This window comes from Gemmata obscuriglobus (assembly GCF_008065095.1).
Lineage (GTDB): Bacteria > Planctomycetota > Planctomycetia > Gemmatales > Gemmataceae > Gemmata > Gemmata obscuriglobus.
Window position 1 is genome coordinate 17514 of record NZ_CP042911.1, and the last position, 22028, is coordinate 39541.

Consider the following 22028-nt stretch of genomic DNA (forward strand, 5'->3'; position numbering starts at 1 on the left):
CGTGGTTTTCGTTCTCGACACCGACATCACCACGCTCGCGTTTCAGAACAACGAGCGGGTGACCGCGCAACTCGCGGCCCGCTCGAAAGAGGAAGTGGCGATTTCTTACGCCACTTGGCTCGAGATCATGCGTGGTCGTATCGAATCTGTGATTAAGGCCGCGACCGGGGTTGAGTTGCTTCGCGCGGTCACGCGCTTGGCTGATTCCGAGCAATTTCTTGCTCCCTTCGCGATGCTCCCGATCGATGAAGCCGTGGCCGACCGGTTCGATCAGCTCCGTGCGCTCAAAAAGCTGAACAAGATGGACCGCGGCGATGTACTTCAGGCCGCGATTGCGCTCGCGAACGCGGCCACGCTTGTGACGCGGAACACCAAGGACTACGCGGCCGTCCCCGGGCTGAAGCTCGACAACTGGGCGGCTTAAATCCCGTCGAATGCACTTCACCGCGGTGTGGTCGGGTGTTCACTTTCAAGGTATCGTAACGGCATCCCGCTCGCCAGGGAAGGAGCGACCCATGCCGCCGATCGTGCCGAACCGGTTCCTCGTCCGCGTCAGCCACCCGTGCCCGTTTGTGAAGGACGCGCCGCGCGACACTGAGGAGGACGAACACCTCGTTGACCTGCCCGAGACGGCGCGGTTGGAAAACTTCGCCGCCCTGGATGAGCAGCAGAACTTCGCGGATGTGCGCCTGGCGTGGAATGAGTTCGGGCTCGCCGTGCAGGTGGAGGTGAGAGGCAAATCGCAGGCGCCCGTGGGCGACTCCGACAAGCCGAGCGCGTCCGACGGGCTGCGGTTGTTGATCGACACCCGCGACGCCCGCGCCAGTCACCGCGCGAGCCGCTACTGCCACCACTTCTCGTTCTTCCCAACCGGGGGCGGGGTCGACAAGGACGAGCCGTTCGTCACGCAGTCGAAGATCAACCGGGCGCTGCAAGACGCGCCGATGGCGAGTATTGCGGACATTCTCTTTCGGACGCACAAGATCAAGGGCGGGTACCGTCTGGAAGCGTTCCTTCCCGCGGCGGCGCTCAACGGCTTCGATCCGTCCGAACACCCGCGCCTCGGCGTGTACTACTGCGTTCGCGACCAAGAGATCGGGGACCAGTTTTTGAGCGTCGGTTGGGAGTTCCCGTTCGGCGAAGACCCGTCGTTGTGGGCAGTACTGGAGTTGGTGAAGTAAATCGGGCAACACAGAGTTATTGACAGGATCAACAGGATGCACAGGATTGAAGACAAGAAGCATTGCCTTCTGTCTTCAATCCTGTGCATCCTGTTGATCCTGTCAATAACTCTTCTCAATCGAGGTCGATCCCGAGTTCCTTTGGGGTCGGGACGATCACGGGCGGATCATCGAGCGTAATGCCCAGCCGCTCCGGCGACGGTACCTCGGCGCGGACCGGTTTCGGAGCTTCCACCGGCTTGGGTTGTGGGCGCGCCGCGACTGGTCGCGGTTGGGGCTGCGGCTGGCGTTGCGGTTGCGGGGCGTAGTACGGCTGCGGCAGCGCCGCACCGCTACCGAGGCCGTAGGGGTCGAAGTTCGGCGCACCGCCGAACGGGGTTGGGCACCCGACCGGCGTTCACCCCGCGCCGGAGCGGCCGGGGATGAGCGTGAACCACAGGCCCACGCCCAACCCCACCACGACCGTGGGCAGCCCTGCCCAGAGCGCTACCTTGCGCGTTCTCATAAGCGAGAAGCTTCCTTGCATCAGAGCCGCGATCCTTCGCGACTCGGAGGGCGCTTCATAGCTTTTCTCCGGAACCGGTAAAGCCCAACCTGTGGAGGTCACCCATGTTCGCGCTGCTGCTCTTGACAGCGTTTTTCGCCGCGGGCGAATCGAAGCTGCCGCTTCAAAAGGGCTACAAGGCGAGCGGTGACGGGCTGAAGTCGGAGCACGCAACTCAGGCCGCCGCCGCGACCGACGAGCACATCTTCGCAGTGTCGAGCACGACCGTCGCGATGTACGACCGCGCGACCGGGAAGCTGCTCGCGGCGAGTAAGGATAAGGCCGAGCACCTCAACAGCGCGTTCGTGTGGAAGGGCAAGGTGTACTGCGCCCACTCGAACTACCCGAAGAAGCCCGAGACCAGCGAGATTCGCGTTTACGACCCCGCGACGAACAAGCTGAGCGTGTTCCACGAGTTCAAAGACCCGCCGGGGAGCCTCGTGTGGAACGTTCACGACGGGAAGAACTGGTGGTGCTGTTTTGCGCACTATCAAGAGGATAACGCCAAGACGATCCTGATCCGCATGACCGATGCCTTCAAGGAAGAGCAGCGCTGGACGTTCCCGAAGAAGGTCGTTGACGACTGGGACAAGATGAGCACGTCGGGGGGTGTCTGGGACGGGGACACGCTGTTGGTGAGCCACCACCACTACAAGGTGCTGTACCGGCTGAAGGTGCCGAAGGACGGAGCGGAATTGGAACTCGTGGAGTCGCTGGAGTGCCCGTTTCCGGGCCAGGGGATCGCACGGGACACCAAAACGGCCGGCCTTATCGGCATCGACCGTGGTGCCCGTAAGGTGGTGTTTGCTGTGAAGTGAAGCGGTGGGCCGCTTCGCCCTACGAAAGAATGTCTGTGGCGCTCTTGCGGATCGTTTCGCAGTAGGTTTCCAGCGCGAGGTCGTCGCCGTCGCGGCCGAAGGGTTGCTCGACGGCTTCTGCGGTCAGTTCGATTCCGAACAGGAAGTAGACCATCACCGGAAGTACGAGAATCACCCACGCGCCGAGCGGCTCGACCAGCGCCCACGGGGTGACCAGAAACCCGAGCACCAGTCCGTGCCGCAGGAGCGACAGGTACGACGGGACGTGCGGCGTGTTCCGAATGCGCTCGCACGCCCCGCAGACGTCCATGAGCGCGTTGAGGTTGGTGTCGAGGATCTGTTGCATGTGCCCGTCGATGCGCCCCGCCCGGCGCCAGCCGGCCACGAACCCGATCAACCGCCCCGCGATGTACGCCGGGACGTGCTGCGGGTCGACCGTTTGCTTTTCAAACCCGGACACGTCGCTGAGCCGGGTGGGGCCGCGCAGGTGCTTCATGAGCGCCACCGCGAACGCGGCGACCAGTCCGGCGAACTCGTGTCGTTCGCGGACATCAGGGGTGGCAAGTTCGCGCGCTTTGAGACACAGGTTGCGCGAGTGGTTCACCAGCCCGCCCCACAAGATGCGCCCCTCCCACCATCGGTCGTACGCGACTTTCGTGCGGAAGCTGACCAACAGGCCCAGGATGGCCGTGTTCCACATGGCGAACTGGGACGACCAAACCGGTTGAGCGACACCGCTGGTCGGGTTCAGCGCCCACGCCAGCACGGAGTACCCCGCTGCGGCCGCGACCGCGATCGCCAGGCGCCTCGCGATCGTCGGCGGCGGCCAGATCCACCCGAGCAGCGTTCGGCGGTTGTCGGCCAACGTTGTTCTCCCCGTTCAGGACCCCGGTTGTGCGTCGCCGAGGCGCGGCAGTTCGTCGAGCGCCTGGAGGCCGAACACCTGTAAGAACCGCGGCGTGGTTCCGTACCGCACTTCGCGCTCGGCCGCGTCGGCGCGGTGCCGGACCGCAATCAGACCCAACCGCACGAGCTGGCGTAATGCCGGGCCGGAATCCGTCCCGCGAACCACATCCACTTCTGCTTTACTGAGCGGCTGTCGGTACGCCACAACCGAGAGCACATCGAGTGCCGGTTGGCTCAGACGCGCCTCCCGCGGTCCGCCGAACAACTTCTCGCGGAGGCCCCTGTGCGCCGGCCGAACGGAAAGGACGAACCCGTTGTCGCGCGATTCGATGAGGTAGGGCCGGTGCTGGTCGCGGTACCGTTTGTTGAGTACCGCCACGGCTTCCTGGAACCGTTCGGGGGTCAGCCCGCGAACCGCGGCGCATGCGACCTCCGCCGCGAGCGGGTGCCCGCCCACGAACAGCATCGCTTCAACCAGTTGCTCTGGGGACGGCGGGACTTCGCTCGCGGCGCCTTCAGCGAGCGATGGCGGGCGTAAGCCTTTTGAGGTTGCAGTGCTTCGGGTGACGTGAGGGGGGGCTTCCGCTGCCGGCGCGGTCGGGGGCGCTTCGTGTACCGGCGGGGCGGGTGTCTCGTCTGGAGCGTCCGCTTCGAGCCCTTCGGCAAACTCTTCAACGATATCGAGTTGCCACTCGCCGCCGAGGTGCGCCGCTGCGGCCTGACCCAGCGCGAGCGGATCGGTCTGTTCGCTCGGTTCGGTCGGTTCGTCTGCGGTCGCCATGCGCGGTTTAGTGAGGTAGCCCCAAGCCGGTGATAACGGTTCCGGTCCAGAGCACTAGGAACGCGATCCCAAACACAATGTGCATCTTCCGACGGTGCATCTTCCCCGTCGCGAGCATCAGGGGCAATATCAGTGTGGACGGGACGGAGAAGCAGAGGTGGACACGCAGGTCCGCGCGGGCCTCCGGGGTGAACAGTTCGGACACCGGGACGACTTGCAGCAGTCCTTCAAAGCACAGTACGGTAATCATCGTGAGTACGAAGAACGCGAGGTTAATCTGCCCGTGCAGTTTCGGGCGCCCCATCGCGAGCGCGACCATCGACAGCGTGAGTAGCACCGTCACCGTGACTACGAGAACCTTCAAGGTGATGACGATTTGGGGGCCGGTTGGCATGACAGCACCTGCGACTCGGGCGAGAGCGAACCTCTGGGTTAATGTGGCACGTTAACCCGCGTCGTGTACACAAAAGTTAACGGTTTCGCGGGTTCGCTTCCGCGCGAGTGTTCAAGATTGGGCTTCAGCGCGAACCGCGTCGTTAATCGTCGTCGCGGCGGCGCCGCTTGCGCGGCACAGGGCGGGTACAAATCATCGCGGCGTCGTCGTCCCACACAACGGCACAGAGTACCTGCCGGTCTTCCAGACGCTTCAGGGGCAAGTGGTCGCGGTAGATGAAGATGTGGGCGAGGTACACCTCACGACCGTCAGTGAACTCGTCCGGGAGCCGGTCTCTTCGCCCCTCAATGTAGGTTTCATCCGACATCAGTTTCGAAACCGCGCGCTCGGCTTTGGTTCGCCCGATCACGCGGCCGGCTTCGCTTTTGAGGTCCATGATCCGCGCGGCCAGGTCGGTCATGAACTCTTCGTCGTCGTTGGTGTCCGGGTCCGGGGAGATCACAACGAGCGCCGGCAGGTCCATGTGGCCGTCCTCGAACAGGGCGCTGTTCGCCTGGACGAGCCACCCGTGCGTTTTGTCACCCTGCTCGAGGGTGCGCGCGCGGCGCTTGCGGTCGACCACGTTGGCGTAAACCACGAAGGCGACGGCCGCAACGGTCAGCGCGACGCACACCCAACCCCAGATCGGCATGACGAAACTCCTGCGCGCTCGGACCCGGGCGCGGGTCCGAATATACACGCATCAGACGGCCGCAACCACCGCGTCGCCCATGTCGGTGGTGGTGTGGGTGCTGGTCTTGTCGAGGTCGCGGGTGCGAACCTTGCCCTCGGCGAGCACCTTCGCCACCGCGTCGCGGACCCCTTGAGCGCTCTTGGCGAGTCCGAGGTGGTCGAGCATCAGGGCGGCGGAAAGGACCGCCGCGAGCGGGTTGGCGATGCCCTTCCCGGCGATGTCCGGCGCGCTCCCGTGGACCGGCTCGAACATGCTCGGGAACTTCTTCGTGGGGTTGATGTTGGCGCTCGACGCCAGCCCGATGCTGCCGGCCACCGCGGCGCTCAGGTCGGTGAGGATGTCACCGAACAGGTTGCTCGCCACCACCACGTCGAACACTTCCGGCTGGCGGACGAAGTCCATTGCGGCGGCGTCCACCAGCAGCGAGTTGCTGGTCACGTCCGGGTAGTCCTTGCGGACGGCGTTGTACACGTCGTCCCACAGTCCCAGGCCGTACACCTGCGCGTTCGACTTGGTGATGCTGGTGAGCTTCTTGCGGGGCCGCTTTTGGGCCGCCTCGAACGCCGCCCGGAGGATGCGCTCGCATCCCTTCCAGGTGAACACGCCGGTTTGCACGGCGATCTGGTTCTCGGTGCCCGGGTACAGGTTCCCGCCGACCGGCGCGTACTCGCCCTCGGTGTTCTCCCGGTACACCAGCATGTCGATGTCGCCCGGCTTCTTGTTCTTGAGCGGGCAGTCGACCCCCGCAAACAGGTACGCCGGCCGCAAGTTCACATACTGATCGTACTTGCGCCGCATCGGGAGCAAGAGTTCGTGAACCGTGACCTTGTCCGGCACCGACGGGTCGCCCACCGCGCCGAACAGGATCGCCTCGTAGGCGGTGAGCTGTTCCCAGCCGTCGGCGGGCAGCATCCGGCCGTGCTGCTTGTAGTAGGCCGTGCTCCACGGGAGCCGGGTCCACTGGAGTTCGGCCCCGTCGTACTTGCGGGCCGCAGCTTCGGCCGCCCGGATGGCGTGCTCGATGACTTCTGGCCCGATTCCGTCCCCGCCGATCACTGCAATCTTGTGAACCGCCATTGCACCCTTTCCGCGGAAAAGATATTCCAGCCCGCAAAACCGCCCCACGGGTCACCGGTCCACCCGCGGGCACGCTCGCACGACCGGTTTCCGTTCGACCGCGGTAGACGGTGGACAGACGGCGGGGGAGAGTAAAAGTGGCGGGTGCCGGAACTTCACAGGTGATGTAGCCGCCCCTGGAGGCGGGTCAAGATGAGGGGTCGCACGCTTCTTATTGGTCGGACGGTACGGCGCGGGGCGCTAGCCCTCGGCGCCGCAGGGTTGCTCGCGCTCGCGGGCTGCAAGTCGGACAAAGAAGCGCCTGCGGTGGGCGTCGGGCGCCGGAACGACCCGCTGATGGCGCGCGAAGGCAAGCTGCTCCCGCCGCAGAACCTCCCGGTTCCCGAGCGCGGGATCGGCTCGAAGGGCAAGGACCCGCTTACTGCGCCGACCGGCGGGCGCGGCGAGCGGTCGAGCTACAACGACGACCAGGAGCGGTTCAAAGGCATAGTGATGCCCGGGGAACTCACGACACCGGCCTCTCTGGCCGGTCGTACTCGCGACGGTGAGGAACTGAAGATCGAGTCGCCCGGGGTGGAACTGCGCCCGATTGCGGGTGCTGTGCCCAGTGACGCTGGCGAAAGCGTTTCCGGACTGTACGAGCGACTCGAGCGGATGGGCGTGAAGCGCCAGGACCGCTCCATTGAACTCGAAGACGGGTTGTACGTGTTCCGGGCCGCCGTGCTTTTGAACACCGCGGAAGGCAGGCGGCGGCAGTACACCGGGCAAGGCAAGACGCCCTACGAGGCGGTCAAGCAGGTTGTGGACCAGCTCGTGGAACGCAAGTAGCGCTTGTCGTCAGTCACGTGCGAGTCCTGTGCTTCGGTGACCCGTCACTTCGCTTCGATTTTCTCCAACGCTTTTTGCGCGACCGGCCAGACGAGTGGGTCGCGCAGCAGTTCTTTCAGCTTGCGCACGGCCGGTTGTGCCGCCGGTCCGATACGCCCAAGTGCCTCGACCGCCGTAATGCGAACCTCAGAATCGTGATCGTCGAGCAGGCGGGTCAGTTGTGGCACCGCGTCTTGCGCAGTTGGTCCGAGCCGTCCGATCGCGGCGGCGGCCGTGCCTCGCGTCGTCGAACCGAGTTCTTTTAACAGGGTCAGAAGCGCGGGCAGATCGTCTTTGATGGGACCGATCACCAGAACCGCTTCGACTGCGGCCGCACGAACCGCCGGGTTGCGGTCGCGCAGTCCGGTCCGCACTGCCGGTGCGACTTTGCTGGTGTCGCCGTCGATGGCCGCCTGTGCAACCTTCGCCAACAGCGCTAGGTTTGCCTGCGGGCTATTTGTTAGCGCTTCGACTTCGGCTCGCGCCGGCTGCGCGCGAGTACCTGCTGCGGCAAGGGCCAGTAGAGCGGCGACGCGCGGTCCGGTGCGACTGTCGCTTTTCACGAGCTTGAGTAGCGCGTCAAGAGCGTTGGGCGGAAGCGGGTCGAGCCTGCCGAGTGCGGTCGCCGCGGCCGCGCGAACGGCTGCCTCATTGTCTTGTGTGGCTTTCAAAAGCGCCGTGCTGACCTCGGCTGATGCCGCGTCGATTGTGACGAGGGCAGACAGGACGCTGAGTCGCACCGGAGGCGACAAATCCCGGTCGGTGGTGAGAGGGAGCAGTGCTGGTAGGGCCGGTTTTGTATTGGCTCCCATCGCGAGCAGCGCCGTGAGTAACAACTCCCGCACGCCGCCGTCTTTCTCCTCAGAGATTGCTCGGCCCAGCGAGTCGGCCGCGGGTGCCCCGGCGGGACCGAGACGCACCAATGTACGGGCAACCTGGATCCGGATGACACGCTCATCGTCGCTCGCGAGCTTACCGATCTCTGCCGCCAGCTTCGTTTGCTCGGTTGCGGGGCGTAACGCGACCAACTCCAGAGCGGCGCTTCGTGCAAACGGGTCCGGGCTGGTCAGCTTTGTCAGTGCCGCCGGGACGAGCGTTTCCGCAGCGGGGCCGACGCGACCGATCACCTGGACCGCCAGCGCCGCGACCCCGCGCGAGTCCGAATCGAGTCCGCGTTTCAGCAGCGCGAGCGCCTCGTTTTGCGAGTCGCCGATGCGGAGCAGCGCGCAGGCGGCCTCGAGCGCGTTGTCGGCTGACAGGTCCTGGAGCACCTTTTTGATCGCACCAGCGGCTGGCTTCGCGATCGGCCCCATGTCGCCCAGCGCGCGAAGAGCGTCGTAACGAAGCAGTGCGTTCGAATCGTCGAGCAGCTTTGCGGTCGGAGCGACCGCTACGGCCCCGATGCGCCCCAGTGCGTTCCATGACGCGATTTCGGGACCGCCTTCGTCCGGGCGCTGTTGTGGGTCGCGATCCTTGTAGGCCTTTTTCAGGAGCGCGATCAGGGCGGGAACGGCCGGTGCGGCGTTCGGTCCGATTGCTCCGAGTGCGTTGGCGGCGGCGCGACGCACGTTCGGGTTGTCGCTCTTGAGTGCCGCGGCGAGCGGTTCGACGGCGTCCGCGGGGAGGGTCGTCAGCGCGCTGACCAGTTCGCCGGCGAGTCGGGCGGTTTCGTCGCTTTCGTGTGTAAGGAGTTTGGACAGTGCGACGGGGTTCGCAACTCCGGTCGTGTGCAGCGCGTCGAACGCTGCGCCACGGACCCGCACGTCCGGATCGGTGCAGAGCTTCTGCACGTCGGCGGCCAGGGCTTTCGACACCGGCCCCAGTTGCCCGATCGTGTACGCCGTGTGTTCGCGCACCGCGGGCGTCGGGTCTGTTAGCCCTTCGCGTAGTGCCGATAGTCCCTTATCTCGCAGCAGCGCTTCGCCTTTCGGGCCGGATTTCAGCAGCGCGAGGGCCGCGGCTTCACGGGTGCTATTGATCTGGTTCGCGCGCGTGTTCCCGGGTCCGTTGGTGGTTTTGTCCTTCAGCAGTTCGACGAGTGCCGGCCCGGTCCCGGGGTCTTCGAGTACGAGAAACGATAGTTCGTCGATCGCGGCTCGGCGGGGGGCGTCCTGGCGGTTCTTGAGCGCGGCGAGCTGCTTGTTCCGCCGCTCCGCGGCGCCGTCCTCATGCGGTTTCGCAGTGGTCGTGTTTTCGTCCGTCTTGGGTTCGGCTGTTGGCGCGGCGGGCTTTTTTCCACAACCGCAGGCCACACACAGTGCCAACGCGAGGAGTAACGAACGGCGGTACATGACCGGACCGGGTGTTGGGTGATGGGCGCGTCGCGTATCATCCTACTTCGTACTTTTTCGCCGTGCGAGTCGCTCGCGCGGCCCCGGCGTTCCGGTTCTAGGTTTGCGGTGTCGGCGAAAGCGCTCGATTTCTGCCCGCCTGGGAACCCGACCGTGAACGCGCAGCTCCCACTGGAACTGAACATCGGCACCTCGAACCAGGAGCGGCCCGACGCCAACGCGCCCCGCGCGAGTGCCCCACCGCGCCCGGTCACCGGGGTGCGACGGGTTGTGTACGTGTGCGCGGGATTGGTGTGTGTTGGGTTGGCGTATCTCGGTGCGGTCCTTCCCGGGCTCCCAACGACTCCGTGGGTGCTGCTGGCGAGTTACTTCTTTTCGCGCTCGTCGCCCCGTTTAGAGCGGTGGCTGAAGCGGTCACCGTTGTTCGGGCGGTTGCTCCGCGACTGGCACGAGCACGGCGGCATCCGGCGCCCCGTGAAAGTGTTTGCGGTGTGCCTTGTGGTCACGGTGGTGAGCCTGAGCCTTGCGTTCCGCGATTTGCCCGTAGCGGTGAAGTGCGTCATTGCGGGGCTGGCGCTGATCGGGATTTGCACCATTCTGTTCATCGTGCCGACCGTGAAAGCCAACCGCCGCCCGTAAGGGGCGGCGCGTGTCTTCGCAACAAACCGGCTAGCAAGAGGCGTGTTACCGCCAGTCGAGGCTGAAGAGTGTAAGGAGCTCCCCTTGCGTTTTTTGGGAGGCCACAGTCGTTACGTTCGTTCCGTCGGCGTCGCACACGATCAGGCGCCACTCCGTTTCCTTGTTGGTTGCTTCCTGCCGCCCGCCCTCGTGCTTCTGGCGCCAAGTGTACGCGATCCTCTTGCCGTCAGGGGACCAGACTAACCCGTGCTCTTGGACCTCTCCGTTCGGCGGCACGTTTGCCACTTTGGTAACCTTCCCGCTTGCGATATCGAGAATGGCCAGCGCGCGCTCCGGCGGCGGAAGCTCGGCGCCGGCTTCCTGGCGCTTCTTTTTCTCGGCCGTCGTTTCTTTTGCGCTCTTTAGCAGAACACACAACACGCGGGTGCCGTCCGGGGACATGCGGCCCATCGTCGCGTTCGTGTCCGGGGCCAGCGCTTTGTGCTTGCTGCCGTCGCGGTTCACCAGATATAGGCGGGCTTTGGCGTCGGACGGGTCGGTCCTGGTTAGTCGCATGGTGACGAACCGCCCGTCGGGAGCCCAGCTCGTAATGACGTGACCCGGCGGGAGCTTTAGCTCCGTCTTCTCCTTCGACTCCACGCGGACCACCAGGGAAGTCGCTTGGGGCTGCCGGCCGGGTTCGTCATCGACACTGGAGCACGCGATTTCAGTCCCGTCCGGCGACCACACGAACGAGTCGCACTCGACACCGAGGTCGGTGCCGCTACCGGTGTCGTTGAGCGCGCGGACGTGTAGGTGCAGTTTTAGGGGCTCGCTTTTCGTCAGAAGGTCACTGAGCTTGGCAGTCCGCTGCGGCGGGTGCCGGTACGCGATCGTCTTTCCGTCTGGAGAAAGTTGCACGCTCGGGAGGAACCGCTCCTTGAGGGCGAACTCCTTTGTGTTCTTACCATCGGGGTTGGACAGTACGAGTTTTCCGTCGGTCCAGTAGAGCAGCTTGTTCGGTCCCTTCAGAAGTGGTTTCGGAGCCACTTTCACCGCGGGAGAATCAGGGCGCGTCGCGGGTACGATTCTCGGTTGGGAACCGGGCGGCTCTTGGGTCGCGGCGAGGGCGGCGCACGCGAACGCGCCGAGTGCGAGCGCCACGAGCGGAACAACGGTTTTCAGCTTTTGTACGAGCATGGTTTTGAGTACTCGGGTCGAAAGGGTTATTGCGCCCGCTGGTCTGAGGGCCGGGAAGAGTGCCGCTGTCAGCGCTCGGGCGGTGAGGTCTGTCGGGACTCTCGCTTGTGCGGTTGCGCCGAGCGCTGCCGACAGTCCCGCGGAGCTCAGTGTGATTCCGCGCTGTCGTAACCGGTGAGCGAGGAGCTTGCGCGCCTTTGCGAGCCGGCTCGACAGCGTTCCCTCCGAAGTTCTCAGTCGCCCGGCCGCCTCCTTGCGACTCAGTCCTTCGATCTCGCACAACACGACCGCTGCGCGCAGGTGCTCGGGGAGCAGGGTCATTTCCTCGTCGAGCGCGTGCAGCACATCTGCGTCCGCTCGTTCGTTTGGTTCCGCTGGTTGTTCGGGAACGTTCGGGACCGGCACCTCGCGGGCGCGTCGGCGGGCACTCACGGTGCGGGCCTCCTGCGCACACCGGACGGCGACCCCGTACAGCCACCCGCGCACCGCCTCGGCCGGGCGGACGACTGCGGCGCGGCGCGCGAGTACGAGGAACGCGGCCTGGAACGCGTCTTCGGCCGTGTGTGCGTCGGGGGCGATTCGTCGGCACACTCCGAGGACCAACGGCCCGAGGCGCCGGACCAGTTCGGCGAACGCTGCCTCGTCGCCGGTACGCACGAACCGTCTGAGGAGTTGGCCGTCGGTGTCGGGAGCGACGGCCTGGGCGGTGTGGGCCATCAGTGCGGACAGGGCATGGGACATTGTGGACTCCGCGAGCGAACCACCGTGGTTCGCCACTCATCTTGGGTCGAACCGGTCTCGCGCGTCGCGAAAAATCAGAGTTGCGCCCAAAAATGAGTGGGCGCGGGCTTTGGTGAGAAGCCGGAGTTGCCTGAGCGAACGAGACGCGGTATGCGGCCCTCGTGTCTCGCCCTCCCCCAAGCGAGGAGATCCATGTTTCGTTCCGCTATTTTCGCACTCGTCGTGGCGGCCGTTGCTGGACCCGGAACGGCCGCTGAGCCGGTTCCGGTCAAAGGGACCTCGGTTGCCTACGCCCCAACCATTTCAGCTACCGTCAAAGATAAGGCCGTTCCGCTCAGCCTGACCGGGGTCGGACTGCGCACCAAGGTCGGGTTCGATGTGTACACGGTCGCCAGCTACGTGCAGGACGGGACCCGCGTTCAGAAGGCCGAGGATGTGGCCAAGACCGACTCCGTCCGCTTGCTCCATTTGGTCATGCAGCGGACGGTGCAGCCGGACGACTTCATTGGGGCCTTCCGGTCGGCGGTCGGTAAGTCGTACCCCGAGGGCAAGTTCGCGACGGAGTTCGCCCAACTGGTCAACGCGATCGGGAAGAACGCAGCGACCAAGGGCGATCACGTGATTCTGCTTCACGTGCCCGGCGAGGGTGTGCGTGTTCAGGTGGGTCAGAAGGTGGACGTGACGATCAAGAGCCCGGCCTTCTCTCAAGCCCTGTGGGAGGTGTACTTCGGTTCGAAGCCGCTCGACGAAGGGCTCAAGAAGGGACTGGTCGGCTCGATGAAGCCGTAACCGGGACACGATCGGGATGATCCTATCTCGCCGGTGGGGCGACCGCCGGCGACTCTTATCAGTGACGGCACCTCGGCCCGCTTTCGCACCTTTCGGCCAACTAGGTCTCAGGGTCAGTCGTAGACGATCATCTTCTCGACCTTGAATCCCTTCTCCCCGGTCATCAGTCGGTGACGCATCGACCTTCCGGCACCCGGATTGCAAGTGCGAGAGCGGGGGGTGCGGCGCGCGCAGCGCAGAGGAACCTATGACCGAAAAAGGTAGCTGGCTGGAACGCATGTCGGGGCTCGCGACCGCGTGGACCGGATCTTCCCAGGCGTTTGCGCTCGCCCTCGGAACCATTCTTGTGTGGGCGGTGACCGGCCCTCTGTTCCGGTTTTCGGACACGTGGCAACTGGTGATCAACACCGGCACCACGATCGTTACGTTCTTGATGGTGTTCCTGATTCAGCGTGCCCAGAACAAGGACTCGCTGGCGATTCACTTGAAACTCAACGAGATTGTTGCCGCGTTGCCGTGGACGAGCAACCGGCTTATCAGTGCCGAGGATCTGACCGAGACTGAAGTGAGGATCTTGCGCGACCACTTCCGCAAGTTGGTGGAACTGGCCCGGAGGGACGAAGACCTGAAGTGTTCGCACTCGATCGAAGACGCGGAAGCGGATCACGTGCGGAAGCAGCAAACGGCGGCTCGCGCGTGACGGGTTCGAGATGGGGCCGTTTGGCGATAGTGCGCTGCTGACGGCGTTGGTGGGTGAGCGGTGGGACGTGGGGTCACCCGTTATGCGACTGCGCCGAACGGGTGCGCCGTCTGGATTTTCCTTATTCGAATAACGATCCTTGCTTATCGTCGGGCTTCGGCTTGGGTACTGGTGGAAGTTTCCCGAGAGCTGAGTAAGCGCGGGGCATCGCCACCCGGCCGCGCGGCGAACGGGTGATGTACTGCTCGCGCAGCAGGTAAGGCTCGATCTCGTCCGAGAGCGTGTCCGACGCCAGGTTGATCGTCGCCGCGAGCGCCTCCACCCCGGTCGGTCCGCCGCCGTAAAGGTCGATCAGCGTTTCGAGGTACTTGCGGTCGTTCTTGTCGAGCCCGTCGCGGTCCACCTCGGCCATGTCGAGCGCGGCCCGGGCGACCTCTTCGGTAATGGTGCCGTCGTGCTGCGCTGCGGCGAAACTGCGGGTCCAGTGGAGGCGCGAATTGGCCACCCGCGGGGTTCCGCGGCTGCGCCGGGCCAGCTCTAGCGACGCCTGCGAGGTGATCGGGGTGTTCAGTTTTGCCGCGTTCACGGTGGCGATCGTAGCCAGTTCATCGACCGAGTAGAACTCCAGGTGTTCATGCATTTTGAACCGGTCACGCATCGGGCCGGACAGCATCCCGCTCCGCGTGGTGGCCCCGATGAGCGTGAACCGTTTGAGGGTCATGGAAATGGTCCGCGCGCTCATACCCTCGCCGAGCACAATGTCGATGCGGAAGTCTTCCATCGCCGGGTAAATGAACTCTTCCACCACCCGCGGCATCCGGTGGATCTCGTCGATGAAGAGCACCGACCCTTCCTCAAGGTTTGTGAGGAAGGGGAGCAGGTCGGCCGGCTTCGCGAGCGCCGGGCCGCTGGTCATTTGCAGCGAGGTGCCGAGTTCGTTCGGCAGAACGGTCGCGAACGTGGTTTTCCCGAGCCCGGGCGGGCCGTCGAACAGGATGTGCCCGAGCGGCTCGTTGAGCTTCTTCGAGGCGCGCACGGCGATCTCCAGCCGCTCTGCGACCTTACGCTGCCCGATCACTTCCTTGAGGAGTTTCGGGCGCAGCGCCGCGTCGTGCTTCTTTTGTTCGTCGCCCGGTCCGCTGGTGATCACTTTCTCGCGCGCCATGTCTCGGTTCCCTGTTCAATGTGTGGCGGTTACTTCTTCGCGCGCTTGTAGGTGACGAGAAACGTTTTGCTGCTCGCCGGACTCTCGAACTTCTCCGGGCGTGCGGGCTTGTTCGGGTCGAGGTTGTAGCAGACGGTGAGTGCGTCCCCGTCCAGTTTGTAGATGGCCTTGATGGTTTTGCCTTTGTTCGGTCCCTGGTCGGACATGATGTCCATTTCCTTCGGGCTCTTACTCGCGTTCACCGTGAACGCCCCCTCGTCCTTCTCGCCAAGTTCGACGGTGTACTTCCCGCCCTCGCGGATCTCGAACTTCAGCGTTTTGAACACGACGGTCGAGTCTTTGCCGCCGAGCTCGGCCTTCTCAACGGTCCAGTTGCCGACCATTGACTTCAGGTCGGTTTCGTTTTTCTTGTCGTCGGCCGCGACGTGAGTCGCGAGGCACAGGGCGAGGGTGAGCGCTGCGAACGGAACACGAACGGTCATGGGATCACTCTGGGTCGGGTTACTTCTTCTCGCGCTTCAACGTGAGTAGCATCAGTGGTGTTTTGGCCGGGGCCTCGAACTTCGTTGGGCGGTCGGGTTTTTCGGAGTTGAGACACAGCACGACGGTGTCGCCTTTTAGCTCGTACACTCCCGGCAGCGTGCGCCCTTTGAACAGCTCGTCCTTCGCGTCGTGAGGTCGATTTGCTTCGGTTTCTGAGCTTCGCCGAGGGTGACGGCACCTTTGTCCGAGTTCTCAGCGAAGTCGATGACGTACTTCTCACTAGTGACGGTGAGCTTCATGCCCGCGAGATCGTCCTTGTGGTCGCGCCCGCCGAGTTTCGCGTTCTCAATGACCCACACACCCTGGAGCGCCTTCAAATCACCTTCGGGCTCCGCGGCGAGGGCGCCGGTAGCGAGGAGGAGCAGTAAAGGTGCGACGGTCCGGTGCATGGCGGTTACTCGGTCGTGAGCGGGACGATGTGGGCTCGGACCCATACCGACCATCGAACGTGGCTTGCGGCTGATACGCGGCCGACTCGATCAGGCCGTGATCATGAACAGCGGGGTCATCGCCGTGCAACCGGATCACTTCGGCGTGAATTTCGAGTATTTGTTCGACAGTAAGGAACGTCATCACTTCGCCAGCCGGCGGAGCAGTTCTTCGTTTTCTTTGACACTGGCAGCGAGAGCTTTGTTGAAGTCCGTACCGGCGGGCTTGAGCCGGGCGATAAAGTCGTCGGCAAGCTTTTCCAGCAGCACTGCGATCTCGATTCCTTGCTCGCGTGCTGCCGCGGCGAGCTTTTCGACCTTGTGATCATCGAGTTGGAGCGTCACGGTGCTCATGTCTCACCCTTTCTGTGCGTAGAGGAGCGTGATGGCCTCTTGCAGCGAGCGGAACGGTTGGCCGCACGTCAGGAGCGCGTCGAGTTTGGCACGCGCTTCCAGTGGGTTCAGGCCGAGACCCATTAGCGCCTGATACACGTCCTCGATCAGTTGCCCGTCGGCGGCGGTGACGAGCGGCTCCGTCGCGAGCGCCGGCTCCTCGGCAGCAGTCTTCTTCGCGGACTTCGCTTTCTTGCCGCTGGGCTTCTCTTCGACCACTGCGTCTGGCGCCGGCTCGGCGCCGGGAGCGGCGACCGGCGCCGGCGTGTTCAGCACCGTGAACTTCGTCACTTTTCGCTTCAGCGTGGTGACGATCTGTTCGGCGGTCGTGGGGCCGATCCCGGGCAGCGCCGACAGCCACTTCGCGTCCTGGCGCGAGATCGCGTCGGCGATGGTTTTCACCGAGAACGCCATCGCCTTCAGCGCCTTTTTCACGCCGATCTTTTCGACCGTGCAGAACAGTTCGAAGAACTCCAGCTCGTGTTCATGCAGGAACCCGACGCGGCGCGGGACGAAGCGGTTGCCCGACGAGTTGCCTTCGAGGTACTCGGTGATGTGAAAGGTGAGTTCGTGCCCGGTGCGCATTTGGATCTGTCGCCGCACGGCTTCGGGCACCATGATCTGGTACTCGAACGGCCCGATCTGGAGCCGCACATCGTCCTCGTCGTGCCGGCAGCGGGTGAGGACGCCCGTCATCTTGGTGATCATGCGGATTCGCTCCGGGTGTCTTCTTCCGTCAACTCGTCGGGATCGGGTTCGGCGCCGAGTAACGCTTTCATGTTCACGCCGGTGAAGGTCGCACCGCGGGCGCCGCCCATGACGCCGCTCCCGGTTGCGAAGTAATGGCACAGTGCGATCCCGAGGGCGTCGGCCACGTCGTGCGGCTCCGGCAGCTTCGCGAGGTTCAGTTCGCGCATCACTGCGTACTGCATCTGCTCCTTCACCGCGTGCCCGTGCCCCGTTACCAGTTTTTTCACCTTCGTTGGGGCGTAACTGGTCACCGGTATACTATGCTGCGCCGCAGCCAGCAGGTACACGCCGCGAGCATGGGCCATCAGGATCGCGGTTCGCGGGTGGTCGTAGTGGGCGTAGAGTTGCTCGATGGCGAGCGCGGCCGGCTTCCACTCACCGAGCACCTCACTCAGGCCATCGTAAAGGGCCTTTACGCGGCGTGCCATGTCGGAAGAATCGCGCCCGTCGGCAGAACGGATAACACCGGCATCGACGACGCGCGGCCCCTTGTCGGAGACCTCAAGGACGCCGTAGCCGGTCGTTTGCAACCCGGGGTCGATCCCCAGGATGCGGCGCGGTGCGGGTACGTCGGGAGGGGGCGTGAGCATTGGAACGCTTCCGGTGCGGGTGAGCTATTCCCGCAAATAGCCGAGAGAGCGAATCCCGGAAATGTCAGAGTACCGCATTCCGGTGGCGGGTGTCGCGAGTTCGCCGGCGGAACCGCCCCGGCTCCTCCTGAAGGGAAGTAGGGGCATCTGGAACGCCGGTTCCACAGCGAAAAGAACACGCGAAGCGAAGACCCACCCCCGGCCCCTCCCTGAAGGGAGGGGAGGAAAGCACAGGCGAACGCGAAACGCAGCGTGCTCGTTTCGCACCGGGACCAACGTTCTCGGCGCCACCCCTCCCTTCAGGGAGGGGCCGGGGGTGGGTTGATTTGTCTACCCGACGCGCCAAGTGGTTCCGCCGGGGCGGTCTTCGAGCGTTACCCCCAACTCGCCGAGGCGCTTGCGGATCAGGTCCGTCTGGTCGAACAGCGCCTTCCTGAGCGGGTTGTCCTTCGCGGCCTCCTTGGCGCTCGCGCGGAGGTTCGCGCGCAGGTCGAGGAGCAGTTGCATCAGCCCGCCGACGAGTTCGTTCCCGCCGTCGAGGGTTTTGGTTTCCGCGGTGAAGGTGAGTCCGAGGACCTGAGCGATTTCCTTAACGAGGCTCGCCCCCTCTGTGAACTCGGCTTTCGCTTGTGGGTTGCTGGTGGCGGGGTCTTCGAGTTTGGTTGTGTCGGCGAGCCGGTTCAAAGACGTGACCAACTCGAACAGCACCCCGGTAACGCCACCCGTATTGAGGTCGTCGTCCATGAAATCGTGGAAGCGTTGGGCGAACTCTGCGAGTGCCGGCTGTACGAACTTTCGGTTGGGATCGAACAGAACTGGCGCCGGGAGACTGGCGAACGGTTGCCCGGTGACGCGCTGGACACGCTCGGCGAATCGAACAAAAGTTTCGAATGCGACCTTCGCCGATTCGAGGTTGCTCGGGATGGAACCCGGCTTCGGCTCCCAATCGCCAAGATCAATCGGCGACCGGTAATGCGTGTTCAGCACGAAGAACCGTAGCGCCCCGCCGCCCACCGCCTTCAGAGCGTCGGCAACGTTCAGTACGTTGCCGAGCGAGCCGGCCATCTTGCCGCTTTTGAGCTTCAGTAGTCCGTTGTGCATCCAGACGCGCGCGAACGGCTTGCCGGTCCAGCTCTCGCTCTGGGCCAGTTCGTTCTCGTGGTGCGGGAACTGCAAATCCAGCCCGCCGCCGTGGATGTCGAGCGTCTCGCCGAGTTCCTTGATCGCCATGCAGGTGCATTCGATGTGCCACCCCGGGCGGCCCCGGCCGCATTTGAAGGGGCTGTCGAACTGCACTTCCGCGGGCTCGCCCGGCTTGGACTTCCACAGCGCGAAGTCGCCGGGGTTGCGCTTCTTGGGGTTCGGCTCCAGCCGCGCGCCGGCTTCCATCTGCTCGGGGTCGCGGTTCGTCAGCTTGCCGTAGTCCGCGTCCTTCGACACGTCGAAGTACACGCCGTCGTCGACCTCGTAGGCGTGGTCCTTCTTGATGAGGTCTTGAATGACCTGGATCATCCCGCCGATGTGCTGCGTGGCGCGGGGGAACACGTCGATGCCGTCTGGCGAGCTGACGGCGATGTTCAGCGCCTTCAAGCACGCGAAGTAGTCCTCGGTCATCTTCGCGGCGAGTTCGGGGACCGTGGTCTTCTGCTCCTGCGCGCGGCCGATCAGCTTGTCGTCCACGTCTGTGATGTTGACGACCCACTTCACCTTGTACCCGAGGTAGGTGAGGTAGCGTTTCACGGTGTCGAAGATGACCGGGCCGACCATGTGGCCGATGTGCGACGGCTTGTAGACCGTCGGGCCGCAGACGTACATCGTGACCGTGTCGCCGGGCTGCTTGTGGAACGGCTCCTTTTTACGGGTCAGCGTGCTGTACACTTGCAGAGCCATTCCAGAAATCCTTTCACCGCAAAGAACGCAGAGGGCGCAGGTGAAGACAGAAGGTGAGCGCTTCACGCTTCTCGATCTTTTTCGCGCCCGCTGCGGCGAATCATGCCTGTTCGATGAGAACGACCGCGTGGCACCCGATGGCCTCGCCGCGGCCGATGTGCCCTACCTTCTCGCCCGTTTTCGCTTTGACGTTGATGCGGTCGGCGGACAAGCTGAGCAGGTGCGCGAGGCTGTCTTTGATCGCCGCTTTCACGGGTCCGAGCTTCGGCTCCTGCGCGAAGACCGTTACGTCCAGGTTGACGGGTTTCCAACCCAACTGGTTCAGGCGCTTGAGCGTTTCGGTGAGGAAGAACTTCGAGTCCGCGTTCTTCCACTGGGCGTCGGTGTCGGGGTAGGCGTCGCCAATATCGCCCAGACCGGCTGCACCCAGAAGTGCGTCGGTGACGGCGTGTAGAACCGCGTCCGCGTCGGAGTGCCCGACAAGACCTTTGGTGTGCGGAATGACGACGCCGCCGAGGATCAGCGGGCGGTTTTCCGCGAGCCGGTGTGTGTCGTGACCGCTGCCGACGCGAATGTTCACCTGTCCGCCTCACCAACCCGGGTCCGTTCCGGGGAATTGTACCGCCGGGGCCGTTTTTCGCACAACCTTGACTGCCGGGCGGGGTTCGGACTTGGGGTGAAGAAAAAATGAGCAAGAGGTGTCAGGATCGTGCGACCCCGTTCGTGTGGGTGTTAGTGAGGCTCGCGGTATGGTGCTCGAATCAGACGTTGTGGTTCAGGTGCTCCTGCGTGAGCGGTTGCGCATAACCGCACTCGCAGCGGGTGTGCTGCGCGACACTCACGGCGCTGACGACATTTTTCAGCAAGTGGTCCTGGCGGCCCTCGAACATCGTTCTGATTTCCGTGACTCCGGGCACCTGCTCGCTTGGTCCTTGCGCGCCGCCCGCCACCGGGCCGTGGATGCCTGCCGTCTTCGGCAGACCCGCGTGTTGCCCGATGAGGTGCTCGATCTGCTCGAGTCCCCGGATACGGACGTGGCGGACGGGTCTTGGTCGGATCGGGTCGAAGCTTTGCACCGGTGCCTCGCTGAGCTGACGCCGTCCGCCCGAGGGTTGTTGCAGTTGCGCTACGGTGAGGGGCTGTCGGCCGTCGATGTCGCGCGCCGGCTGAGTCGCACCGCGGACGCGGTGTATCAGTCGCTGTCGCGGCTGCATCGCGGGTTGCGAGAGTGTGTTGAGAAGCGGCTGGTAGGAGGGGCTGTCCGGGGGACGCAATGAGTTCGTCACCAGAACCGCGCCTGACGGAGTTGTTCGTTCGCTATTGGGACGACACGCTGACCCCCGCCGAGGCCGACGAACTGGAGCGCCTGCTGGCGACCGACGCCGGTGCGCGAGACGGGTTCCAGTTCCTGTGCGTGCAAGCGGTGGCCGTTGCAGAACTGCCGGCTGTTAGCCGTGCCGGACAGGAACCGCAGCCGGCCCGGCGCCGGCTGTCGCGGCGCGGGTTACTGGCCGCAGGTCTGGCCGCCAGCGTCGGCGGTGCGGCTCTGGTCACTTGGGCATGGGGCTACACCGGGTCCGGGGCTCGACTCACGGCGGTTCAAGGTCGCGTTACCGTCCTGACGGCGGACGGGTCCCGTGTGCCGGCGCGTGGCCGCGTGCCGGCCGGGGCGACTGTTTCGACCCAGGGACCCGGCTCGCTTGCTGTGCTCTCGTTCTCCAACGGGACCACCGTCGCTCTGTTGGGCGACTCGGCGCTAACCGTGGGTGACGGCGAACTGCGGCTTCATCAGGGCACTGCGAGTGCGGATCTGCGCCCCCAGTACCCAGGGGACGGCCTGCGGCTTGTTACCACTTTGGTGTCTCTGGTGGCGGTGGGCGGGACTGTCGTCACGCTCGGACAAGGTGAGCGGGCCGCTGAGGTTGAAGTACACAAAGGCCGGGCGAGCGTGGCCGCCCCGAGCGGTGAACCGCTCGCGGTGGTCGGCGGCGGCGAGATGCTCACCGTCGACGCCAACGGGTCCACGCGTCAGGAGCCGATCCGCCGGCCCCCTGAGGAGTTCGCCTTAAATCTCGCGGAGCCGCTCCCGCTCGGCTGGCATGTCGGGCATCGCGAGGTCGGCTCGGACGGCCCGGTGCTGCGCCCGGACGCATGGCCCGACCCGTACCATGGAAACGCGGTTCTGTTCCAGATCCGCTCGGATCACCAGTGGGCCCGCGGGCTCTTTGCTGTGACCGGCGGGTCGGTGTTCGAGGTGCGGTACCGGACCCGCGGGGCCGCCCCGCGGGGGCAGGTGTGCGTGTGCGTCCGGACCGAGCATTCGCACGCGTCCGATACGGGCGTGCTCGAGTACAACGGCGGCTTCGAGGCGACCGACGGGCGGTGGCGCTGGCTCCGGGTCCGCGCCGGCGACATGTTGGACAACCGGCATGCGCCCCAGTTCGCCGCCCCGTGGATCGGGTTCCTGCTGATCGTGAACACGTTTGATACTGACGTCGGCCTCGAGATCGCGGAACTCCGGGTGACTCGCCCCGGTCGCCGCTGATCGGCCGGCTCCCGCGGCCCGGGTGACTCGCCCCGGGCCGCGGCTCGCTCGCCCGCGTCCGTTGTTTTGCTCGTCGGCTCATTT

Annotated in this window: 24 protein-coding genes; 9 read left to right on the forward strand and 15 right to left on the reverse strand. The window is 64.7% G+C overall.

The genetic code is table 11. The features are described from left to right. Window position 1: 1 nt before the first annotated feature. From GobsT_RS00075 to GobsT_RS00085, 3 genes are all read left to right on the forward strand, one after another. Complete coding sequence (locus tag GobsT_RS00075) at window positions 2-424, forward strand: type II toxin-antitoxin system VapC family toxin (RefSeq protein WP_010044263.1); 423 nt, start codon at window positions 2-4, stop codon at window positions 422-424. Between the two features lie 91 nt (window positions 425-515). Further along, window positions 516-1181 (forward strand): DOMON domain-containing protein, encoded by a 666-nt coding sequence (locus tag GobsT_RS00080; RefSeq protein ID WP_109571369.1) that lies wholly within the window; start codon window positions 516-518, stop codon window positions 1179-1181. 609 nt (window positions 1182-1790) lie between these two features. Further along, the gene (locus GobsT_RS00085) at window positions 1791-2543 is read left to right on the forward strand and encodes a hypothetical protein (RefSeq protein ID WP_010038524.1); all 753 of its coding nucleotides are present in this window, start codon (window positions 1791-1793) and stop codon (window positions 2541-2543) included. Window positions 2544-2562: 19 nt separating this feature from the next. Here the strand turns inward: GobsT_RS00085 and GobsT_RS00090 are convergent, their stop codons facing one another. From GobsT_RS00090 to GobsT_RS00110, 5 genes are all read right to left on the reverse strand, one after another. Continuing rightward, the gene (locus GobsT_RS00090; RefSeq protein WP_010038522.1) at window positions 2563-3408 is read right to left on the reverse strand and encodes a bestrophin family protein; all 846 of its coding nucleotides are present in this window, start codon (window positions 3406-3408) and stop codon (window positions 2563-2565) included. 15 nt (window positions 3409-3423) lie between these two features. Beyond that, complete coding sequence (gene scpB / locus GobsT_RS00095) at window positions 3424-4230, reverse strand: SMC-Scp complex subunit ScpB (protein WP_010038519.1); 807 nt, start codon at window positions 4228-4230, stop codon at window positions 3424-3426. Between the two features lie 7 nt (window positions 4231-4237). Then, window positions 4238-4624 (reverse strand): hypothetical protein, encoded by a 387-nt coding sequence (locus tag GobsT_RS00100; RefSeq protein WP_010038517.1) that lies wholly within the window; start codon window positions 4622-4624, stop codon window positions 4238-4240. 142 nt (window positions 4625-4766) lie between these two features. After that, window positions 4767-5315, reverse strand: coding sequence for a hypothetical protein (locus GobsT_RS00105; protein ID WP_010038515.1), 549 nt, complete (start codon window positions 5313-5315; stop codon window positions 4767-4769). A gap of 51 nt (window positions 5316-5366) precedes the next feature. Next, window positions 5367-6434 (reverse strand): 3-isopropylmalate dehydrogenase, encoded by a 1068-nt coding sequence (locus GobsT_RS00110; RefSeq protein WP_010038512.1) that lies wholly within the window; start codon window positions 6432-6434, stop codon window positions 5367-5369. Between the two features lie 192 nt (window positions 6435-6626). Between GobsT_RS00110 and GobsT_RS00115 the strand changes: the two genes are divergently transcribed. Continuing rightward, a complete protein-coding gene (locus GobsT_RS00115; RefSeq protein ID WP_148087551.1) occupies window positions 6627-7262 on the forward strand; it encodes a hypothetical protein in 636 nt (211 codons plus the stop codon). 44 nt (window positions 7263-7306) lie between these two features. Here GobsT_RS00115 and GobsT_RS00120 read toward each other — a convergent pair whose 3' ends face one another. Then, window positions 7307-9592, reverse strand: a complete 2286-nt coding sequence (locus GobsT_RS00120) for a HEAT repeat domain-containing protein (protein ID WP_010038507.1) — start codon at window positions 9590-9592, stop codon at window positions 7307-7309. A 153-nt stretch (window positions 9593-9745) separates the two neighbouring features. Here GobsT_RS00120 and GobsT_RS00125 point away from each other — a divergent pair, with 153 nt between their 5' ends. Continuing rightward, window positions 9746-10231: a YbaN family protein gene (locus GobsT_RS00125; protein ID WP_010038501.1), complete on the forward strand. Its 486-nt coding sequence runs from the start codon at window positions 9746-9748 to the stop codon at window positions 10229-10231. A 45-nt stretch (window positions 10232-10276) separates the two neighbouring features. Here the strand turns inward: GobsT_RS00125 and GobsT_RS00130 are convergent, their stop codons facing one another. Next, on the reverse strand, window positions 10277-12151 hold the full coding sequence (locus GobsT_RS00130) for a sigma-70 family RNA polymerase sigma factor (RefSeq protein WP_010038498.1): 1875 nt from the start codon (window positions 12149-12151) through the stop codon (window positions 10277-10279). Between the two features lie 192 nt (window positions 12152-12343). Here GobsT_RS00130 and GobsT_RS00135 point away from each other — a divergent pair, with 192 nt between their 5' ends. Further along, entirely contained in the window at window positions 12344-12940 is a 597-nt protein-coding gene (locus tag GobsT_RS00135) for a chalcone isomerase family protein (protein WP_010038496.1), read from the forward strand. A 247-nt stretch (window positions 12941-13187) separates the two neighbouring features. Next, on the forward strand, window positions 13188-13640 hold the full coding sequence (locus GobsT_RS00140; RefSeq protein ID WP_010038495.1) for a low affinity iron permease family protein: 453 nt from the start codon (window positions 13188-13190) through the stop codon (window positions 13638-13640). A gap of 121 nt (window positions 13641-13761) precedes the next feature. On the opposite strand, the gene ruvB is transcribed toward GobsT_RS00140, so the two are convergent. The 8 genes from ruvB to ispF form a co-directional block, all read right to left on the reverse strand. Beyond that, entirely contained in the window at window positions 13762-14805 is a 1044-nt protein-coding gene (gene ruvB / locus GobsT_RS00145) for a Holliday junction branch migration DNA helicase RuvB (RefSeq protein ID WP_010038494.1), read from the reverse strand. Between the two features lie 29 nt (window positions 14806-14834). Then, entirely contained in the window at window positions 14835-15287 is a 453-nt protein-coding gene (locus GobsT_RS00150; RefSeq protein WP_010038492.1) for a TIGR03067 domain-containing protein, read from the reverse strand. A 135-nt stretch (window positions 15288-15422) separates the two neighbouring features. Next, window positions 15423-15737 carry a hypothetical protein gene (locus GobsT_RS00155; protein WP_010038488.1) on the reverse strand — a complete coding sequence of 105 codons (315 nt, stop codon included), beginning with the start codon at window positions 15735-15737 and terminating at the stop codon, window positions 15423-15425. A 183-nt stretch (window positions 15738-15920) separates the two neighbouring features. Next, window positions 15921-16130 (reverse strand): hypothetical protein, encoded by a 210-nt coding sequence (locus GobsT_RS00160; RefSeq protein ID WP_010038486.1) that lies wholly within the window; start codon window positions 16128-16130, stop codon window positions 15921-15923. Between the two features lie 3 nt (window positions 16131-16133). Continuing rightward, entirely contained in the window at window positions 16134-16877 is a 744-nt protein-coding gene (gene ruvA, locus GobsT_RS00165) for a Holliday junction branch migration protein RuvA (RefSeq protein WP_010038485.1), read from the reverse strand. After that, window positions 16874-17509 (reverse strand): crossover junction endodeoxyribonuclease RuvC, encoded by a 636-nt coding sequence (gene ruvC, locus GobsT_RS00170; RefSeq protein ID WP_010038484.1) that lies wholly within the window; start codon window positions 17507-17509, stop codon window positions 16874-16876. The genes ruvA and ruvC overlap by 4 nt, the downstream gene beginning before the upstream one ends. A 330-nt stretch (window positions 17510-17839) precedes the next feature. Beyond that, window positions 17840-19399, reverse strand: a complete 1560-nt coding sequence (gene cysS, locus GobsT_RS00175) for a cysteine--tRNA ligase (protein ID WP_010038483.1) — start codon at window positions 19397-19399, stop codon at window positions 17840-17842. A 100-nt stretch (window positions 19400-19499) separates the two neighbouring features. Beyond that, entirely contained in the window at window positions 19500-19979 is a 480-nt protein-coding gene (gene ispF, locus GobsT_RS00180) for a 2-C-methyl-D-erythritol 2,4-cyclodiphosphate synthase (protein ID WP_010038481.1), read from the reverse strand. 169 nt (window positions 19980-20148) lie between these two features. On the opposite strand from ispF, the gene GobsT_RS40890 reads away from it, so the two are divergent. Next, window positions 20149-20676: a sigma-70 family RNA polymerase sigma factor gene (locus GobsT_RS40890; protein WP_010038480.1), complete on the forward strand. Its 528-nt coding sequence runs from the start codon at window positions 20149-20151 to the stop codon at window positions 20674-20676. Then, the gene (locus tag GobsT_RS00190) at window positions 20673-21944 is read left to right on the forward strand and encodes a FecR domain-containing protein (RefSeq protein ID WP_010038479.1); all 1272 of its coding nucleotides are present in this window, start codon (window positions 20673-20675) and stop codon (window positions 21942-21944) included. The genes GobsT_RS40890 and GobsT_RS00190 overlap by 4 nt, the downstream gene beginning before the upstream one ends. Window positions 21945-22028 lie beyond the last annotated feature (84 nt).

Coding starts and splice junctions, on each gene's coding strand:
- GobsT_RS40890 (WP_010038480.1), top strand. CDS start 20,149: ATGGTGCTCGAATCAGACGTTGTGGTTCAGGTGCTCCTGCGTGAGCGG.
- ruvC (WP_010038484.1), bottom strand. CDS start 17,509: ATGCTCACGCCCCCTCCCGACGTACCCGCACCGCGCCGCATCCTGGGG.
- cysS (WP_010038483.1), bottom strand. CDS start 19,399: ATGGCTCTGCAAGTGTACAGCACGCTGACCCGTAAAAAGGAGCCGTTC.
- GobsT_RS00110 (WP_010038512.1), bottom strand. CDS start 6,434: ATGGCGGTTCACAAGATTGCAGTGATCGGCGGGGACGGAATCGGGCCA.
- GobsT_RS00080 (WP_109571369.1), top strand. CDS start 516: ATGCCGCCGATCGTGCCGAACCGGTTCCTCGTCCGCGTCAGCCACCCG.
- GobsT_RS00120 (WP_010038507.1), bottom strand. CDS start 9,592: ATGTACCGCCGTTCGTTACTCCTCGCGTTGGCACTGTGTGTGGCCTGC.
- GobsT_RS00140 (WP_010038495.1), top strand. CDS start 13,188: ATGACCGAAAAAGGTAGCTGGCTGGAACGCATGTCGGGGCTCGCGACC.
- GobsT_RS00155 (WP_010038488.1), bottom strand. CDS start 15,737: ATGCACCGGACCGTCGCACCTTTACTGCTCCTCCTCGCTACCGGCGCC.
- GobsT_RS00105 (WP_010038515.1), bottom strand. CDS start 5,315: ATGCCGATCTGGGGTTGGGTGTGCGTCGCGCTGACCGTTGCGGCCGTC.
- ruvA (WP_010038485.1), bottom strand. CDS start 16,877: ATGATCACCAAGATGACGGGCGTCCTCACCCGCTGCCGGCACGACGAG.
- GobsT_RS00160 (WP_010038486.1), bottom strand. CDS start 16,130: ATGAGCACCGTGACGCTCCAACTCGATGATCACAAGGTCGAAAAGCTC.
- GobsT_RS00115 (WP_148087551.1), top strand. CDS start 6,627: ATGAGGGGTCGCACGCTTCTTATTGGTCGGACGGTACGGCGCGGGGCG.
- GobsT_RS00085 (WP_010038524.1), top strand. CDS start 1,791: ATGTTCGCGCTGCTGCTCTTGACAGCGTTTTTCGCCGCGGGCGAATCG.
- GobsT_RS00190 (WP_010038479.1), top strand. CDS start 20,673: ATGAGTTCGTCACCAGAACCGCGCCTGACGGAGTTGTTCGTTCGCTAT.
- GobsT_RS00135 (WP_010038496.1), top strand. CDS start 12,344: ATGTTTCGTTCCGCTATTTTCGCACTCGTCGTGGCGGCCGTTGCTGGA.
- GobsT_RS00100 (WP_010038517.1), bottom strand. CDS start 4,624: ATGCCAACCGGCCCCCAAATCGTCATCACCTTGAAGGTTCTCGTAGTC.
- ruvB (WP_010038494.1), bottom strand. CDS start 14,805: ATGGCGCGCGAGAAAGTGATCACCAGCGGACCGGGCGACGAACAAAAG.
- GobsT_RS00130 (WP_010038498.1), bottom strand. CDS start 12,151: ATGTCCCATGCCCTGTCCGCACTGATGGCCCACACCGCCCAGGCCGTC.
- scpB (WP_010038519.1), bottom strand. CDS start 4,230: ATGGCGACCGCAGACGAACCGACCGAACCGAGCGAACAGACCGATCCG.
- GobsT_RS00150 (WP_010038492.1), bottom strand. CDS start 15,287: ATGACCGTTCGTGTTCCGTTCGCAGCGCTCACCCTCGCCCTGTGCCTC.